The sequence below is a fragment of the Streptomyces omiyaensis genome (assembly GCF_014650895.1).
Lineage (GTDB): Bacteria > Actinomycetota > Actinomycetes > Streptomycetales > Streptomycetaceae > Streptomyces > Streptomyces omiyaensis.
This window is the reverse complement of the sequence record NZ_BMVV01000022.1, coordinates 1-16,579: the sequence shown is the minus strand read 5'-3', so window position 1 is coordinate 16,579 and position 16,579 is coordinate 1. Positions and strand designations below refer to the sequence as shown.

The 16,579-nt window shown below is 72.9% G+C and carries 16 protein-coding genes; 3 read left to right on the top strand and 13 right to left on the bottom strand.

Annotated features, from left to right (window positions below):
- Positions 1-141: 141 nt before the first annotated feature.
- From IE287_RS28545 to IE287_RS28525, 5 genes are all read right to left on the bottom strand, one after another.
- Entirely contained in the window at positions 142-1,812 is a 1,671-nt protein-coding gene (locus IE287_RS28545) for a bifunctional uroporphyrinogen-III C-methyltransferase/uroporphyrinogen-III synthase (protein WP_189852102.1), read from the bottom strand.
- Positions 1,809-2,795, bottom strand: a complete 987-nt coding sequence (gene hemC, locus IE287_RS28540) for a hydroxymethylbilane synthase (RefSeq protein WP_189852101.1) — start codon at positions 2,793-2,795, stop codon at positions 1,809-1,811. The genes IE287_RS28545 and hemC overlap by 4 nt, the downstream gene beginning before the upstream one ends.
- Positions 2,792-4,147: a glutamyl-tRNA reductase gene (locus IE287_RS28535; RefSeq protein WP_189852100.1), complete on the bottom strand. Its 1,356-nt coding sequence runs from the start codon at positions 4,145-4,147 to the stop codon at positions 2,792-2,794. Before IE287_RS28535 ends, hemC begins: the two co-directional genes overlap by 4 nt.
- Positions 4,144-4,929, bottom strand: a complete 786-nt coding sequence (locus IE287_RS28530) for a redox-sensing transcriptional repressor Rex (RefSeq protein WP_189852099.1) — start codon at positions 4,927-4,929, stop codon at positions 4,144-4,146. The genes IE287_RS28535 and IE287_RS28530 overlap by 4 nt, the downstream gene beginning before the upstream one ends.
- A gap of 272 nt (positions 4,930-5,201) precedes the next feature.
- On the bottom strand, positions 5,202-5,492 hold the full coding sequence (locus tag IE287_RS28525) for a glutaredoxin family protein (protein ID WP_189852098.1): 291 nt from the start codon (positions 5,490-5,492) through the stop codon (positions 5,202-5,204).
- Positions 5,493-5,585: 93 nt separating this feature from the next.
- Here IE287_RS28525 and IE287_RS28520 point away from each other — a divergent pair, with 93 nt between their 5' ends.
- From IE287_RS28520 to IE287_RS28510, 3 genes are all read left to right on the top strand, one after another.
- Positions 5,586-6,551, top strand: a complete 966-nt coding sequence (locus IE287_RS28520; RefSeq protein ID WP_189852097.1) for an HAD family hydrolase — start codon at positions 5,586-5,588, stop codon at positions 6,549-6,551.
- A 510-nt stretch (positions 6,552-7,061) separates the two neighbouring features.
- Positions 7,062-7,853 carry an ECF subfamily RNA polymerase sigma factor, BldN family gene (locus IE287_RS28515; RefSeq protein WP_189852096.1) on the top strand — a complete coding sequence of 264 codons (792 nt, stop codon included), beginning with the start codon at positions 7,062-7,064 and terminating at the stop codon, positions 7,851-7,853.
- Between the two features lie 417 nt (positions 7,854-8,270).
- Positions 8,271-9,527, top strand: coding sequence for a DUF5667 domain-containing protein (locus IE287_RS28510; protein WP_189852095.1), 1,257 nt, complete (start codon positions 8,271-8,273; stop codon positions 9,525-9,527).
- A 75-nt stretch (positions 9,528-9,602) separates the two neighbouring features.
- Here the strand turns inward: IE287_RS28510 and IE287_RS28505 are convergent, their stop codons facing one another.
- From IE287_RS28505 to IE287_RS28470, 8 genes are all read right to left on the bottom strand, one after another.
- Positions 9,603-10,673 (bottom strand): lysophospholipid acyltransferase family protein, encoded by a 1,071-nt coding sequence (locus tag IE287_RS28505; RefSeq protein WP_189852094.1) that lies wholly within the window; start codon positions 10,671-10,673, stop codon positions 9,603-9,605.
- A gap of 15 nt (positions 10,674-10,688) precedes the next feature.
- Positions 10,689-11,780, bottom strand: a complete 1,092-nt coding sequence (locus tag IE287_RS28500; protein WP_189852093.1) for an NAD-dependent epimerase/dehydratase family protein — start codon at positions 11,778-11,780, stop codon at positions 10,689-10,691.
- Positions 11,781-11,936: 156 nt separating this feature from the next.
- A complete protein-coding gene (locus IE287_RS28495) occupies positions 11,937-12,035 on the bottom strand; it encodes a 30S ribosomal protein bS22 (protein ID WP_003948845.1) in 99 nt (32 codons plus the stop codon).
- A 152-nt stretch (positions 12,036-12,187) separates the two neighbouring features.
- A complete protein-coding gene (locus tag IE287_RS28490; protein WP_030495139.1) occupies positions 12,188-12,397 on the bottom strand; it encodes a helix-turn-helix domain-containing protein in 210 nt (69 codons plus the stop codon).
- Positions 12,398-12,524: 127 nt separating this feature from the next.
- Positions 12,525-13,340, bottom strand: coding sequence for a phosphatase (locus IE287_RS28485; protein WP_189852092.1), 816 nt, complete (start codon positions 13,338-13,340; stop codon positions 12,525-12,527).
- Between the two features lie 81 nt (positions 13,341-13,421).
- The gene (locus IE287_RS28480) at positions 13,422-14,597 is read right to left on the bottom strand and encodes an acetoin utilization protein AcuC (protein ID WP_189852091.1); all 1,176 of its coding nucleotides are present in this window, start codon (positions 14,595-14,597) and stop codon (positions 13,422-13,424) included.
- Positions 14,566-15,762, bottom strand: a complete 1,197-nt coding sequence (locus IE287_RS28475; protein ID WP_189852090.1) for an MFS transporter — start codon at positions 15,760-15,762, stop codon at positions 14,566-14,568. The genes IE287_RS28480 and IE287_RS28475 overlap by 32 nt, the downstream gene beginning before the upstream one ends.
- A 43-nt stretch (positions 15,763-15,805) precedes the next feature.
- Complete coding sequence (locus tag IE287_RS28470) at positions 15,806-16,453, bottom strand: HAD family hydrolase (RefSeq protein ID WP_189852089.1); 648 nt, start codon at positions 16,451-16,453, stop codon at positions 15,806-15,808.
- Positions 16,454-16,579 lie beyond the last annotated feature (126 nt).

The following is a 16,579-nucleotide window of genomic DNA, read 5'->3' as shown; positions in this document are numbered from 1 at the left end:
CCCCGAGGCTACGCCCGCCCCCGGCCCCCACTTACCGACAGCGTGTTGCCGGCGCGGGGCACGCCGCTCCGGCACGGACGGGACGGCGCGGGCCCCCCGGAGGGGACCCGCGCCGGAAAGGGGACGGCCCGCTCGGGCGGGTTACGTCGTGCGCCGCCGCCGCGCTCCGGGGCGCCGCTCGCTCGGACGCGTCACGGGGTCGCCCGCCTCCAGCGCCGCCGCCCGGCGCCGCAGCCCGAACTCCGCCAGCGCCTCGGCCAGCTTGTGGACGGACGGCTCGGGGGACAGCACGTCGACCCGCAGCCCGTGCTCCTCCGCCGTCTTGGCCGTCGCCGGCCCGATACAGGCGATGACGGTCACGTTGTGCGGCTTGCCGGCGATGCCGACCAGGTTCCGCACGGTCGACGACGAGGTGAAGAGCACCGCGTCGAAACCGCCGCCCTTGATCGCCTCGCGGGTGTCCGCCGGCGGCGGCGACGCGCGCACCGTCCGGTAGGCGGTGACGTCGTCGACCTCCCAGCCCAGCTCGATCAGCCCGGCGACGAGGGTCTCGGTCGCGATGTCGGCGCGCGGCAGGAAGACGCGGTCGATCGGGTCGAAGACCGGGTCGTACGGCGGCCAGTCCTCCAGCAGGCCCGCGGCGGACTGCTCGCCCGACGGCACGAGGTCCGGCTTCACGCCGAAGTCGACCAGCGCGGCGGCCGTCTGCTCGCCCACGGCCGCGACCTTGATCCCGGCGAAGGCGCGGGCGTCGAGCCCGTACTCCTCGAACTTCTCCCGCACGGCCTTGACCGCGTTGACCGAGGTGAAGGCGATCCACTCGTACCGTCCGGTGACGAGCCCCTTCACGGCCCGCTCCATCTGCTGCGGGGTCCGCGGCGGCTCGACCGCGATGGTCGGCACCTCGTGCGGCACGGCGCCGTAGGAGCGCAGCTGGTCGGAGAGCGACGCGGCCTGCTCCTTGGTGCGCGGCACGAGCACCCGCCAGCCGAAGAGCGGCTTGGACTCGAACCACGAGAGCTGGTCGCGCTGCGCCGGGGCGCTGCGCTCGCCGACCACGGCTATGACCGGCCGGTGGCCCTCGGGCGAGGGGAGCACCTTGCCCTGCTTGAAGACCTGGGCGATCGTCCCGAGGGTGGCGTTCCAGGTCCGCTGGCGGGTGGTGGTGCCGGCGATGGTGACGGTGAGCGGGGTGTCCGGCTTACGGCCCGCCGCCACCAGTTCACCGGCGGCCGCGGCGACCGCGTCCAGCGACGTGGACACGACGACGGTCCCGTCGGAGGCGCCGACCTCGGCCCAGCACCGGTCGTCGGCGGTCCGCGCGTCGACGAAGCGGACGTCGGTGCCCTGCTCGTCGCGGAGCGGCACACCGGCGTAGGCGGGGACGCCGACCACGGTCGCGACGCCGGGGACCACCTCGAAGGGGATGCCCGCGGCGGCGCAGGCCAGCATCTCGGCGCCGGCGTTGCCGTCGAGGCCGGGGTCGCCGGTCACCGCACGGACGACCCGCCTGCCGCCGCGCGCGGCCTCCATGACAAGATTGGCCGCATCCCTCAACACGGGGACACCGGCGGCTGTTGACGCCTCGTCAACAACCGTCAGCTCAGGCGTGCTCACGCCCGCGCGCGCATGGCAGCGAACGACGTCGAGAACCTCCGGCTCGGCGATCAGGACGTCCGCTCCGCCCAGGGCCTCGACGGCCCGGAGGGTCAGGAGTCCCGGGTCGCCTGGGCCTGCGCCGAGGAAGGTGACGTGGCCGTGACCCGCGAAGACGGGGGACACGGGGCTGGTGGTCGGGCTGGTGGGGCTCAAAGTGCTCGCTCCCCCATAAGACCGGCCGCACCCTTGGCGAGCATCTCGGACGCGAGCTCGCGTCCGAGCGCCGCCGCCTCGTCGTGCGAGGTGGGGACGGGACCGGTGGTGGACAGCTGCACCAGCGTCGAGCCGTCGGTGGTGCCGACGACGCCGCGCAGGCGCATTTCGGTGACAACCTGCCCGTGACCGGGACCGTCGGCGAGGATGTCGGCGAGCGCGCCCACGGGTGCGCTGCAGCCGGCCTCGAGGGCGGCGAGCAGGGATCGCTCAGCGGTCACGGCGGCCCGCGTGCGCGGGTCGTCGAGAGCGGAGAGCGCGGCGACGAGGTCGGTGTTCGACGCCGGGCATTCGACGGCCAGGGCACCCTGGCCGGGGGCGGGCAGGACGGAGTCGACCGGCAGGTGCTCGGCCGACAGGCCGCCGAGGAGTTCCTTGGTGCCGCCGATGCGGTTGAGTCCGGCCGCGGCGAGGACGACGGCGTCGAGCTCGCCCTTGCGGACGTAGCCGACGCGGGTGTCGACGTTGCCCCGGATCGGGACGCAGGTGAGGTCGAGGCCGTGGCTGCGGGCGTACGCGTGCAGCTGGGCCATGCGGCGCGGCGAGCCGGTGCCGACGCGGGCGCCCGCGGGCAGCCGGTCGAGCGAGAGCCCCCCGCCCGCGATGAGGACGTCGCGCGGGTCCTCGCGCCGCGGGATCGCGGCCAGCACCAGCTCGGGGTGCTGGGCGGTCGGCAGGTCCTTCAGGGAGTGGACGGCGAAGTCGACCTCGCCGGCGAGCAGCGCGTCGCGCAGGGCGGCGACGAAGACGCCGGTGCCGCCGATCTGCGCGAGGTGCTCACGGGAGGTGTCCCCGTACGTGGTGATCTCCACGAGCTCGACGGGCCGGCCGGTCAGCTGCCGGACCGCGTCGGCCACGTGGCCGGACTGGGCCATGGCGAGCTTGCTGCGCCTGGTCCCGAGCCTCAGTGCCCTCTCGGTCATACTCGCCCTCGGTTCTTGACGTCGGCGTCATTCAGGTCGGCCCGGGAGACGGAGGCAACCGTCTCCGGGTCGAGGTCGAAGAGTGTCCGCAGCGCGTCCGCGTACCCGGCGCCGCCGGGCTCGCTGGCCAGCTGCTTGACCCGCACGGTCGGCGCGTGCAGGAGCTTGTCGACGACGCGGCGCACGGTCTGGGTGATCTCGGCGCGCTGCTTGTCGTCGAGGCCGGGGAGGCGGCCTTCGAGGCGGGCGACCTCGCTGGCCACCACGTCGGCGGCCATGGTGCGCAGGGCGACCACGGTGGGGGTGATGTGGGCGGCGCGCTGGGCGGCGCCGAAGGCGGCGACCTCGTCGGCGACGATGCCGCGGACGTGGTCGACGTCGGAGGCCATGGGGGCGTCGGCGGAGGCGTCGGCGAGCGACTCGATGTCGACGAGCCGGGTGCCGGGGATCCGGTGGGTGGCGGCGTCGATGTCGCGGGGCATGGCGAGGTCGAGCAGGTACAGGGGCTCGTCGCGGCCTTCGGCGGCGGCCTCGACGGTGTCGCCGGAGAGGACGAGGCCGGTGGCTCCGGTGCAGGAGACGACGATGTCCGCCCGGCCCAGTTCGTCGCCGACGGCAACCATCTCGGCCGCGCGCGCGGCCACCCCGGTGCCACCGGGCTCGGCGAGGATCTCGGCGAGCCGCTCGGCGCGGGCGAGGGTGCGGTTGGCGATGACGATCTCGGCGACCCCGGCGCGGGCGAGGGTCGCGGCGGCCAGCGAGGACATGGAGCCGGCGCCGATGACGAGGGCGCGCTTGCCCCGCGCCCAGGCCTCGACCTCGGTGTCCTGGGCCAGCTGCTCCAGGCCGAAGGTGACGAGCGACTGTCCGGCCCGGTCGATGCCGGTCTCGCTGTGGGCGCGCTTGCCGACCCGCAGGGCCTGCTGGAAGAGGTCGTTGAGGAGGCGGCCGGCGGTGTGCAGGTCCTGGCCGAGGGCGAGGGCGTCCTTGATCTGGCCGAGGATCTGGCCCTCGCCGACGACCATGGAGTCCAGGCCGCAGGCCACCGAGAAGAGGTGGTGGACGGCCCGGTCCTCGTAGTGCACGTAGAGGTAGGGGGTGAGCTCCTCCAGCCCGACGCCGCTGTGCTGGGCGAGGAGCGTGGAGAGCTCGGCGACGCCGGCGTGGAACTTGTCCACGTCGGCGTAGAGCTCGATGCGGTTGCAGGTGGCGAGGACGGTGGCCTCGGCGGCCGGTTCGGCGGCGAGGCTGTCCTGGAGGAGCTTGGCCTGGGTGTCCGAGGGCAGCGAGGCCCGCTCCAGGATGGAGACGGGTGCGCTGCGGTGGCTCAGCCCGACGACGAGGAGGCTCATGCCGGCATCACCGCGGGGACGTCCCCGTCGGGTCCCTTGCGGCCGCCCTGGGCGGTGGTGCGGGCGGCGGGCGGCGCCGCGGGCGCGGCGGCCTGCGGGGCGGCGTCCTCGCCGGGCTCCTCGCCCGCCTTGCGCTGCTCGTGGAAGGCGAGGATCTGCAGCTCGATGGAGAGGTCCACCTTGCGCACGTCGACGCCGTCGGGCACGGAGAGCACGGTCGGGGCGAAGTTGAGGATGGAGGTGACGCCGGCGGCGACGAGGCGGTCGCAGACCGCCTGGGCGACGCCGGCCGGGGTCGCGATGACGCCGATGGAGACGCCGTCCTCGGCGATGATCTTCTCCAGGTCGTCGCTGTGCTGGACCGGGATACCGGCGACCGGCTTGCCGGTCATGGCGGGGTCGGCGTCGATGAGCGCGGCGACGCGGAAGCCTCGGGAGGCGAAGCCTCCGTATCCGGCGAGCGCGGCACCGAGGTTGCCGATGCCGACGATCACGACGGGCCAGTCCTGGGTCAGGCCGAGCTCGCGGGAGATCTGGTAGACGAGGTACTCGACGTCGTACCCGACACCGCGGGTGCCGTACGAGCCGAGGTAGCTGAAGTCCTTGCGCAGCTTCGCGGAGTTGACGCCGGCCGCGGCCGCGAGCTCCTCCGAGGAGACCGTGGGTACGGAGCGCTCCGACAGCGCGGTCAGGGCGCGCAGATACAGCGGAAGGCGGGCGACGGTGGCCTCGGGAATTCCTCGGCTACGGGTCGCCGGTCGGTGAGTTCGGCCAGTTGCCACGGTGCTCCTGCGGGATGAGCGGGGCTGCAGGCGGCCATACGTCCCAAGACCGCCCCGTCGAATGCAGGCTATGTCTTTGTGAACGCGTGCACAAAGATGGTGTCCGTTTTGTCCGGCCAAAGTGACCGGGGTCACGCGGCCGGTTCCCGCCACGGTGGAACCGTCGCGCGGTGCGACGCGTTGGGATCCCGAAGGGGGCAAAGCCGCACACACTCCTCACGACGTGGCCCCCGAATGCCAACAAAACGTCCACGATGGTAACCGGCTTTCGGTCACACACCCAGTTCGCGCCGCAGCCGCTCCGCGTCCACCCGCCAGAAGGTGTGCTGTTCGCCGTCGACCAGGACGACCGGAATCTGCTCCCAGTACTCCTTGTACAGCGCCTCGTCCTGGAGGATGTCCCGCTCCTCCCAGCGCGCCCCGGTCTCGGCGCACACCGCCTCGATCACCGCCCGGGCGTCGTCGCAGAGGTGGCACCCCGGCTTCCCGATCAGCGTCACGGTCCGCGCGGCCGGGTCCTTGGCCGCGTCCTTCTTCTTCGCACGTCCGAACATGCCGCCCATTGTCCCGCCCGGCCACGGCGGTGACCCGCACTGTTCACACGACGGCATCCCCACAAGTCGGGAAGGACCGAACAGACTGGCTATGCTCCAGACATGGCCGCTCTGGGATGGCTCACCCCCCGTAGGCGCTCCGCCACCGCGCGCAGCGTCCTCGCAGGCGAGGCCGCCGCCGAGGCGGCCCGCAAGACCTCGCTCCAGCTGGAACGGGAGAGAGAGGAGGCCGCGGCCCTGGAGGCCGCGCGCGCCTCCGGAGCAGAGCCCGAGGAGCCCGAGTTCCCGGTCGCCGGCGACGTGCGGGCGGCCGCCTTCTTCGACCTCGACAACACCGTCATGCAGGGCGCCGCGATCTTCCACTTCGGCCGCGGCCTGTACAAGCGGAAGTTCTTCCAGCGCCGTGAACTCGCCCGCTTCGCCTGGGCGCAGATCTGGTTCCGGCTGGCCGGCGTCGAGGACCCGGCGCACATGCAGGAGGCCCGCGACAGCGCGCTCTCCATCGTCAAGGGCCACCGCGTCTCCGAACTGATGTCGATCGGCGAGGAGATCTACGACGAGTACATGGCCGACCGGATCTGGCCGGGCACCCGTGCCCTGGCCCAGGCCCACCTCGACGCCGGCCAGAAGGTCTGGCTGGTGACGGCCGCCCCGGTCGAGACGGCCACGATCATCGCCCGCCGCCTCGGACTCACCGGCGCGCTCGGCACGGTCGCCGAGTCGGTGGACGGCGTCTACACCGGCCGGCTGGTCGGCGAGCTGCTGCACGGCCCCGCCAAGGCCGAGGCGGTCCGCGCGCTGGCCGCCGCGGAGGGCCTGGACCTCGCCCGCTGCGCCGCGTACAGCGACTCGCACAACGACATCCCGATGCTCTCGCTCGTCGGCCACCCGTACGCGATCAACCCGGACACCAAGCTGCGGAAGCACGCCCGGGACCGGGAGTGGCGCCTGCGCGACTACCGGACCGGCCGCAAGGCCGCCAAGATCGGCATCCCGGCCGCCGCCGGCCTCGGCGCCGTCGCGGGCGGCACCGCCGCCGCGGTCGCCCTGCACCGCCGCCGCCGCTGACCCGGGCCCGCCCCGCCCCCTCGGCACCGCCGCCGGCCGAACCCCGGCCCGCCCGGCGGCGGGACGCCGCGCCGGTACCCGAACTCCCGGACGTTCCCGGCACGCCACGCCCGTGCCGATACGTTTCGGCTGCGATCATCTGCGACAACCGCGGACCAGGGGGGCTCACCCGTCCGTGGTCGAACACCCCCGCACGCCTCGACTCCCGGGCATTCCCACGCCCTTACCCAGGAGCGGCACCGATCACTCCCCTCTACCGCACATGAGCACAACGCAACGCCGACGCAGTCACACTCGGAAGTCACTCGATCAATAACCGGTCACCAACTGCGACTTGATCCGTCGGCAATCTATAACCGAAGCGACGTAATCGATGATTTAGGCAACTGGGTGTAGCGCTGCCTGTACGAAGCGTTATTCTCCTCAGACGCACAGCGGAACCCTCCCGTCGCCACGACGAGTGAACGGATCCGCACTGCACGTGATGGAAGCTCTGCCTCTGGGAGTCCCGTGTACCCACACGTCGGGGTTGACGCCTCGGGCCTGGCTACGCTGCGCGCAACGGTCCTCGACCACTTGCGTGGCTTCGTCCCCACCGCGTACGTCGGTCCTGCCCCCGCCTTCGCCTTCGCCGCGCCGGCACCTGTCGGGCCTTGCTATGCCCTGGCCGACGGCGGCGCCGCCGTCGGCAGACGAGGCGCGCGCGGCGGTGCCGGAAGCCCGACCACCGCCCGACGCCCCACCGCCGACAGCGACAGCGCCCGCATGATGGACCTGGTCGAGCGCGCCCAGGCCGGCGAGGCGGAGGCTTTCGGCCGCCTGTACGACCAGTACAGCGACACCGTCTACCGCTACATCTACTACCGCGTCGGCGGGAAGGCGACGGCGGAGGATCTCACCAGCGAGACCTTCCTGCGCGCCCTGCGCCGGATCTCCACCTTCACCTGGCAGGGCCGGGACTTCGGCGCCTGGCTCGTCACCATCGCCCGCAATCTGGTGGCCGACCACTTCAAGTCCAGCCGCTTCCGGCTGGAGGTCACCACCGGCGAGATGCTCGACGCCAACGAGGTGGAGCGCAGCCCGGAGGACTCCGTCCTCGAGTCCCTCTCCAACGCCGCGCTGCTCGACGCCGTCCGGCGTCTCAATCCCCAGCAGCAGGAGTGCGTCACCCTCCGCTTCCTCCAGGGCCTCTCGGTCGCCGAGACCGCACGGGTCATGGGGAAGAACGAGGGCGCCATCAAGACCCTCCAGTACCGGGCCGTCCGCACCCTGGCCCGGCTCCTTCCCGAGGACGCCCGCTAGCCCCGGGCCCCGCAGCCGAACCCGAACCCGGAACCGGACCAGGAACCGAGCCCGAACCCGGAACCGAAGCCGACCGCCGCCGCTCCCCCGTCCCCGCTCCTCCCGTCCCCCGGCCCGTCCCCGGCCCCGGCCCTCTCCGATTTCCCCGTGAAACCACTTGTCCCCTCATCCCCGCACCTCCCCCCCACGCCACCACTGCCCGTCCCACATCACAGTCGGTGACGCTTCGATGACGCACTGGTCCGATCATCTTTCGCGCGTAACCCAAGTGCCGCGCCGCTCGTTGTGCGAAATGCAGGCTCCCTGTGGTCACGCCCTGCCCGCAGATACTCACTCGATCGTGTGGATCTGCTCAAGGAGGGCAACCTTCCGGACCCCTTGGGGAGTCGACCGTCATGACGAGAGGAGGTGCCGCCAGTGATCGCGAACGTGCACCGGCGGGCGAACGCCTTCGCCCAGGCCCTGGAGGACCGGACGCCCGAGGGCGAGACGGCCGACCGGCCCGACGCCCCGGCCGACACGGGCGACCAGGGACGGCTGTTGGCCTTGGCGAGCGGTCTCGGCGAACTGCCGAGGCCGGGGCTCGACCCCGAGGTCAAGGTGGTGCAGCGAGCCCAGCTCGTCGCCGCCATGGAGGCGATGTTCGCCCAGGGGACGGCCGCCGCGGGGCCTGCCGTCCCGGAGCAGCGGACCGGCAGGGGCGCCCACCGGGCATCCCCCCTACGGAAGCTCCGCCCCCGGTCCCGCTGGACCAAGGGGCTCGCCGCCGGTGGCCTCACCGTCGGCGTGGCGGCCGGAGCCTTCGGCGGCGTGGCCGCCGCCAGCTCCGACGCCCTCCCCGGTGACTCGCTCTACGGACTCAAGCGGGGCATGGAGGACCTCAAGCTCGGCATGGCCGACGACGACGCCGACCGCGGGGGCATCTACCTCGACCAGGCGTCCACCCGGCTCGGCGAGGCCCGCCGGCTCATGGAGCGCACCCGCTCCGGCGAGCTCGACCACGAGTCCCTCGGCGAGATCCGGCGCGCCCTCGGCGGCATGAAGCACGACGCCGAGGAAGGCCACCGCCTGCTCCGCCAGGCCTACGACCGGGACGGCGAGATCGCCCCCATGGCCCGGCTGAACTCCTTCGCCCAGGCCCACCGCGACACCTGGAACGGCCTGCGCGACCGCCTCCCCGTCCAGCTCGCCGACGTCGGCGAAGAGGTCAGCGGCGTCTTCGACGCCATAGACCAGGAGGTCGAGCCGCTCCAGTCGATGCTGCCCCGCACCCCCCAGACGGGCGCGGTCGACCCCGGCGGCTCCAGCAGCCCCACCGCCCGGCAGGACCAGCCGGGCGCCGACACCCGGCAGCCCCCGGCCACCCGGGGCACCCCCGCCCAGGACGGCCGCCCGACCGCCACACCCCGCCCCTCCGGCACCACCCAGGGTGGCACCGGCGGTGGCACCGGCACCGGCACCACCCCGAGCCCGGGCGCCGAGACCACCCCCATCTCGCCGGAGGACGACGGCCTCCTCGGGGGCAACACCGGCGGCCTCCTGCCGTCCCCCACGGGCGCGCCGACCGCCCCGGAGGACGGCCAGGTGACCCCCACGCCCCCGGACGTCACCATCCCGCCACTCCTGCCGGGCCTCCTTCCAGGCCTCGGCATCGACAGCGAGGACGCTCGCTGACAAGGAGAAGGGGCGCCCCCACGGACGGGGGGCGCCCCTTCTTCCATGCCCGGCCGTCCGGACCGGTCGCGGGGACTAGAAGAACACCGACCTCCGCTGCACCAGCAGCTTGTACAGCGTGTGCTGGATCTGCTCCCGCACCTGGTCCGTCAGGTTGAACATCAGCATCGGGTCCTCCGCCGCCTCCGGCGGATAGGAGTCCGTCGGGATCGGCTCGCCGAACTGGATCGTCCACTTCGTCGGCAGCGGCAGCATCCCCAGCGGCCCCAGCCACGGAAACGTCGGCGTCACCGGCACGTACGGCAGCCCCAGCAGACGCGCCAGCGTCTTCGCGTTCCCGATCATCGGGTATATCTCCTCGGCGCCCACGATCGAGCAGGGCACGATCGGCACCCCCGCCCGCAGCGCCGTGGAGACGAAACCGCCCCGCCCGAACCGCTGGAGCTTGTACCGCTCCGAGAACGGCTTCCCGATCCCCTTGAAGCCCTCCGGCATCACGCCGACGACCTCCCCGGCCCGCAGCAGCCGCTCCGCGTCCTCCGCGCACGCCAGGGTGTGCCCCGCCTTCCGGGCCAGCTCGTTGACGACCGGCAGCACGAAGACCAGATCCGCCGCGAGCAGCCGCAGGTGCCGGCCCGCCGGGTGGTGGTCGTGCACCGCCACCTGCATCATCAGCCCGTCCAGCGGCAGCGTCCCGGAGTGGTTCGCGACGATCAGCGCGCCGCCCTTCTCCGGGATGTTCTCGACGCCCTTCACCTCCACCCGGAAGTACTTCTCGTACAACGGGCGCAGCATCGACATCAGCACCTGGTCGGTCAGCTCGGCGTCGTAACCGAACTCGTCGACCTCGTACTCGCCCGTGACCCGCCGCCGCAGGAACGCCAGCCCGCCCGCGAGCCGCCGCTCCCAGGCCGCCCGGCCCGGCCCGGCCCCCGCACCGCCGTCCTCCGGGGCCTCAGGAGCCTCCGGGGCCTCGGCTCCGGAGGCCTCCGTCCGCGCCTCCTCCGGCACCTCCCGCGCGCCCGGCAGCGCCCGTACCGCCGCCGGGCCGCCGGTCCCGGAGCCGGACGGCTCCTCGGCCCGGCCGGGCCGCCGCCGGGCACGCGACCGGTCGTCGTCGAAGGGAATCACCTTGGCGTCCGCCATCGCTGTCGCCGCTCCTCAGGAACCGTCGTCGGAAGGGGTCGGAGGGGAGGGAACCGTGCCGGAGGCGACCGGACGGGCGCCCGGGGCGACCCTGCCGGCCAGCCGGTCCACCGCTCCCGCGAGCGTCTCCGGCGGCAGCAGCCCCGGGCCCCGGCTCGCCGCGAAGTCCGCGAACGCCCCCGCCGTCGAGTACCGCGGCAGGAAGCCCAGGACCTCCCGCATCTGCGTGGTCGAGACGACCCTGCCGTGCGTGAGGAGCCGGATCTGCTCGGGCGCGAAGTCGGTCAGCCCCACCGTCCGCAGCGCGGTGCCCACCCAGGTCACCGCGGGCAGCAGCACCGGCACCGTGGGCCGCCCCAGCCGCCGTGCGCACTGCGACAGCAGCAGCACCCCGTCGCCCGCCACGTTGAAGGTCCCGCAGTTCAGCGACCCCCGGCGGGGCTCGCGCGCCGACAGGTCCAGGACGTCGATCACGTCGTCCTCGTGGACGAACTGGAGCCGCGGGTCGTAGCCCAGGACCGTCGGCATCACCGGCAGCGAGAGGTACTCGGTCAGCGGGGAGTCCACCCGGGGCCCCAGGATGTTCGCGAACCGCAGCACGCACACCGCCACGTCCGGCCGTCGCCGGGCGAAGCCCCGGACGTACCCCTCGACCTCCACGGCGTCCTTCGCGAAACCACCGCTCGGCAGCGACTTCGCCGGGGTCGTCTCGGTGAAGACCGCCGGATCGCGGGGCGCGGAGCCGTAGACGGTCGTGCTGGACTTCACCACCAGCCGGGCGACCCTCGGCGACTTCTGGCAGGCCCCGAGCAGCTGCATGGTGCCGATGACGTTGGTCTCCTTGACCGACGTCCGGCCCCCGGCGCCCAGCGCCGTCCCGGTGACGTCGAGGTGCACCACCGTGTCCACCTCGTGCTCCGCGAGCACCTTGGCGATGGCCGGCCGGCGGATGTCCGCCCGGACGAACTCGGCGGCCCCCAGTGGATGCCCGGGCTCGACCGCGTCCACGGCCACCACCCGCTCCACCTCCGGGTCCCGCTGGATCCGCCGCACGAAACGGCCCCCCAGATGCCGGGCTGCACCCGTGACGAGCACGACCTTGCCCAAGATCAGCGCCTTCCGTCCGAACTTCCTGGCGTCTTCCCGTAGCCGCCACCGTAGCGCGTGCGGATTTCGGCGCAATGAAAACGTGGCCCTCCACCGATGACGGTGAAGGGCCACGTCGTGTCACACACGGAGAGCCGCTCGCGCGACCGCCGCCTACTACTTCTTGTTGCGACGCTGAACGCGCGTGCGCTTGAGCAGCTTGCGGTGCTTCTTCTTGGCCATCCGCTTGCGCCGCTTCTTGATAACAGAGCCCACGACTACCCTCGCTCACTTCTTCTCACTGGTGCGGGGCGTCTGGGCCCACACGACCTACGAGGGGTCAGCCTACCGCCCCTGGCACCGCACGAGTAATCCGAGGGCCGGACGCAGCTCACCGGCCGTTCGGCCGCAGGACGACCGCGCGCCCGTTACGCGGTCCCCACCCCCACGTACGACTCCCTGAGGTACGCGTGAACCGCCTGTTCCGGGACCCGGAAGGACCTGCCCACCCGGATCGCCGGCAGATGACCGCTGTGCACCAAGCGGTACACGGTCATCTTCGACACGCGCATCACCGCGGCGACTTCCGCCACGGTCAGGAACTTGACCTCGTTGAGAGGCCGATCGCCAGCAGCCATGACCCACCTGTACCTTCCGCCGAGACGCCCACCGGCTTCCCCTCCGGTGACTCTTCGTCGTCGAACGCTCACGAATCAGACTAGGGGCGGGTGGTACGAGTGGGGAAGAGGAGCCCCTATCGCCCGTTTACCGTGACAGACACGCTCGATTGAGTACATAGCGCGTGAGGGGACGGTAGTACGCCGAGGGCACTCCGTCATCCAGCGGTACGGCCACCGACACCTGGCCCTCGGCCTCCCCCACGAAGAGCGCGGGATCGTCCGTGTCGGCCACCCCGATCGCCTCGATACCCAGCTGACCAGCGCCGCAGACCCAGCCGTGGTCCCCGACCACCAGCTCCGGGAGCGGCCCGCCGGCCTCCGCGGCGCTCTCCAGAGCGGCCCGCACCGGCAGCGCCGAATGGGAGTGCGCCCCCGGTTCACGCCCACTCTCCGACGGCCCCGCCTCCCGTACGAACGCGACTCCGCGTACGTAGTCGAGGAGGTACGTGCGTAGACCGAACCGGGTCGTTATGTCGACACATCGCCCCTGCGCCGGGGTGAGTACGTCACATCCCGCCGCCGAGAGGGCGTCTGCGAGAGCGGCGTAGAAACCGAGCAGCCGGTGCGGATGCCCCGTCCCGAGCAGCACCGGGGCCCGCCGCGCCGCCGCCGCCGCGAGCCGCCCCGCGAAGGCGTCGAGGCCCCGCAGCGTCCGCTCGGGATCGATCACGTCCGGCCCCGAGCGGTGCGCCGGATCCGCCGACACCCCGCACTTGTCCGCCATCAGCCGCAGCAGCTCGGACTCGTCCCAGCCGCCGGCCGGCACCAGCCCGAGCGTCACCCGGGGATCCCGCGCCGCGAAGAGCCGATAGCTCCGCAGACTCTCCTCCCGCGAGGTCGCCACGATCCCCGCCAACCCCGCCGCCAACAGATGCGCCCGCAGCGCCCCGGTACTCAACACCCTCCCGATGCTGCCCGATTCATCCTGTCGGAGCGTCAGAACCAGTTGTTCACCGCACAGTTGGCGTAACAGGGCCGGTGATCAGGCGAGCAGTCCGCGCAGCGGGAAGGCGGCCCTGCGGGTCGCGAGCACCGCCTGGTCCAGCCGGTCCGCGGGGTCGTACCCCGCCGTCCACGCGCGGAAGTCCACCGGCCACCGCCCGTCGGTCATCCGCCCGGGCCCCAGCTGCCGCGTCCGCGCGTACACCTCGTCCCGCCACGAGGACGGGACGACCGTCTCCGGTGCCACGGGGGCGTGCGCCGCGATCCCCACCAGGTGCGTCCACGACCGCGGGACGACGTCGACGACCGCGTACCCGCCGCCGCCCAGCGCGAGCCACCGCCCGTCGGCGCAGGCGTGCGCCAGCTCGTGGCACGCCTCCTGCACGGCCCGCTGGGCGTCCAGCGAGACCGCCAGGTGCGCCAGCGGGTCGTCGAAGTGGGTGTCCGCCCCGTGCTGGGTCACCAGCACCTGCGGCCGGAAGTCGGCCAGGAGCTCGGGCACCACCGCGTGGAAGGCCCGCAGCCATCCCGCGTCCCCGGTGCCGGCCGGCAGCGCCACGTTCACCGCGCCGCCCTCGCCGGGCCCGGCCGCTCCGGTCTCCTCCGGCCAGCCGGTCTGCGGGAACAGCGTCCGCGGATGCTCGTGCAGCGAGACCGTCAGGACCCGCGGGTCCTCCCAGAACGCCGCCTGGACCCCGTCCCCGTGGTGCACGTCGACGTCGACGTACGCGACCCGCTCCACGCCCAGTTCGAGGAGCCGGGCGATGGCCAGCGAGGCGTCGTTGTAGATGCAGAACCCGGCCGCCCCGCCCGGCATCGCGTGGTGCAGCCCGCCGGCGAAGTTCACCGCGTGCTCCGCCTCGCCCCGCCACACGGCCTCCGCCGCCGCCACCGACTGCCCGGCGATCAGCGCGGAGGCCTCGTGCATCCCCGCGAACGCCGGATCGTCGACGGTCCCGAGCCCGTACGCCTGGTCGGCGTGGCGCGGGTCGGCCGAGGCCGCCTTCACCGCGGCCACGTAGTCCTCGCGGTGCACCAGCCGCAGCGTCGAATCGCCGGCCGGCTTGGCCGCCACCACGTCCACCGCCCGGTCGAGCCCGAAGGCCCGGACCAGCCCCATGGTCAGCGCGAGCCGCACCGGGTCCATCGGGTGCTGGGGCCCGAAGTCGTACCCCGTGACAGCTTCATCCCACATCAACAGTGCGCGGCCGCTCATGCCCGCCACCGTATCGGGCCTCCCTCGCCCCGAACGACGTGGCATACACCACCGTCACCAGGACGAGCACCATCGGCACCAGCATCGCCCCGCGGTAGCTCCACGCGTCCCCGAGCGCCCCCACCAGGGGGGAGCCGACGAGGAAGCCGACGTAGTTGAAGACGTTGAGCCGGGCGACGGCGGCGTCGCTGTTTCCGGGGAAGAGCCGTCCCGCCGCCGCGAAGGTCTGCGGCACGATCACGCTCAGCCCGAGCCCCAGCACCGTGAAGGCCGCGATCCCCACCCACGCCGACTGCGCCACCGCCACCAGCGCGAAGCCGCACGCCGCGAGCACCGCTCCGGCCCGCACGACCGCCGACGCCCCGAGGTGGCGCACCCCGAGGTCGCCCACGGACCGCCCGATCAGCGTGGTCACCATGTACGCGTTGTAGGGGACGGTCGCCGCCGCCTCCGAGCTGCCGAGCACGTCCTGGAGGTACTTCGCCGACCAGTTGGAGACGGTCGAGTCCCCGATGTACGCGAAGGTCATCACCAGGCACAGCGGCAGCAGCAGCCGGAACACCGGCGTGCCGCCCTTCGCCCCCGGGCTCCCGTCCGGGGCCGTCCCGGCGTCCACGTACCGCCGGCTGCCCAGGAACGCCGCCGGCGCCAGCACCACGACCACCGGCAGGTAGGACCAGAACAGCGACAGGTGCCAGTGCGCCCCCGCCCAGGCCAGCGAGGCCCCGGCGATCCCGCCGAGGCTGTACGCGGCGTGGAAGCCGAGCATGATGCTCCGCCCGTACGCCCGCTGGAGGCTGACCCCCAGCATGTTCATGGAGGCGTCGAGCGCGCCGACGGCGAGACCGAACACGCCCAGCGCCACGGCCGCCATCCACAGCTCGTCCCCCGCGCCCACGCCCAGCAGCGCCAGCAGGACGACGGGCTGGGACCACCGCAGCACCCGCGAGGGCGCCACCCGGGCGACGACCTTCTCGGTCGCCACGCTCGCCACGCCCGCGAGGATCGGCACGGCGGCCAGGAAGAGGGGCAGGAGCCCGTCGGATATCCCGTACCGGTCCTGGATCCCGGGTATCCGGGTCACGAGCAGGGCGAAGGCCACGCCCTGGACGAGGAAACTGAGGGCCAGGGAGGACCGCCCCCGCCGCAGCCGCGCATCGGTCATGGCGGCACAGCGTAGGGCCGTCGCCTACCGATGGGTAGATGGATCACAGACCCAACATGCCGGGCAGCTCGTCCATCCGCGAGAAGAAGCCCCGGGCTCCCGCGAGCCGCTCCTCGGGGGTCATCGCCGTGAACCCGTACACGTCCATCCCGGCCGCCACGGCGGCCTGCACGCCGAGCCGGCTGTCCTCGACGACGGCGCACCGCTCGGGCCGGACGCCCCGCCGGGCGGCCGCGTGGAGGAAGAGGTCGGGCGCCGGCTTCCCCCGGCCCACGTCCTCGGCGCTGAAGACGACGTCCTCGGGGAACCAGGCGTCGAGCCCGGTCTTGTGGTGTCCGACCCGGATCCGCTCGTGGCTTCCGGAGGAGGCCACGCAGTACGGAACGCCCTCGGCCGCCAGCCGCTCGAGCACCCCCACCGCTCCCCGCACCGGCTCGAGTTCGGCCCGGAACGCGGCGAAGACCCGCGCGTGGAAGACGTCGTCGAAGTCCTCCGGCAACCGCTCCCCGGTCCGTTCCCAGACGAGGTCGTGCACCCGGTGCATGGCGGCCCCCATGTAGTCGCGGAGCGAGTCCTCGTACGTGGTGGGATGCCCGAGCTCGGTGAGATAGCCGGCGAGCAGCCGGTTGGAGAGCGGCTCGCTGTCGACGAGCACGCCGTCGTTGTCGAAGATGACCAGGTCGTAGCGCATGCGTCCAGCCTAGGCCCGGCCCTGAACGCAGAAATGCCTCAACCCCCGGACATGGTCCGGGGGTTGAGGCTAAAAATTGTTCGGCGGTGTCCTACTCTCCCACAGGGTCCCCCCTGCAGTACCATC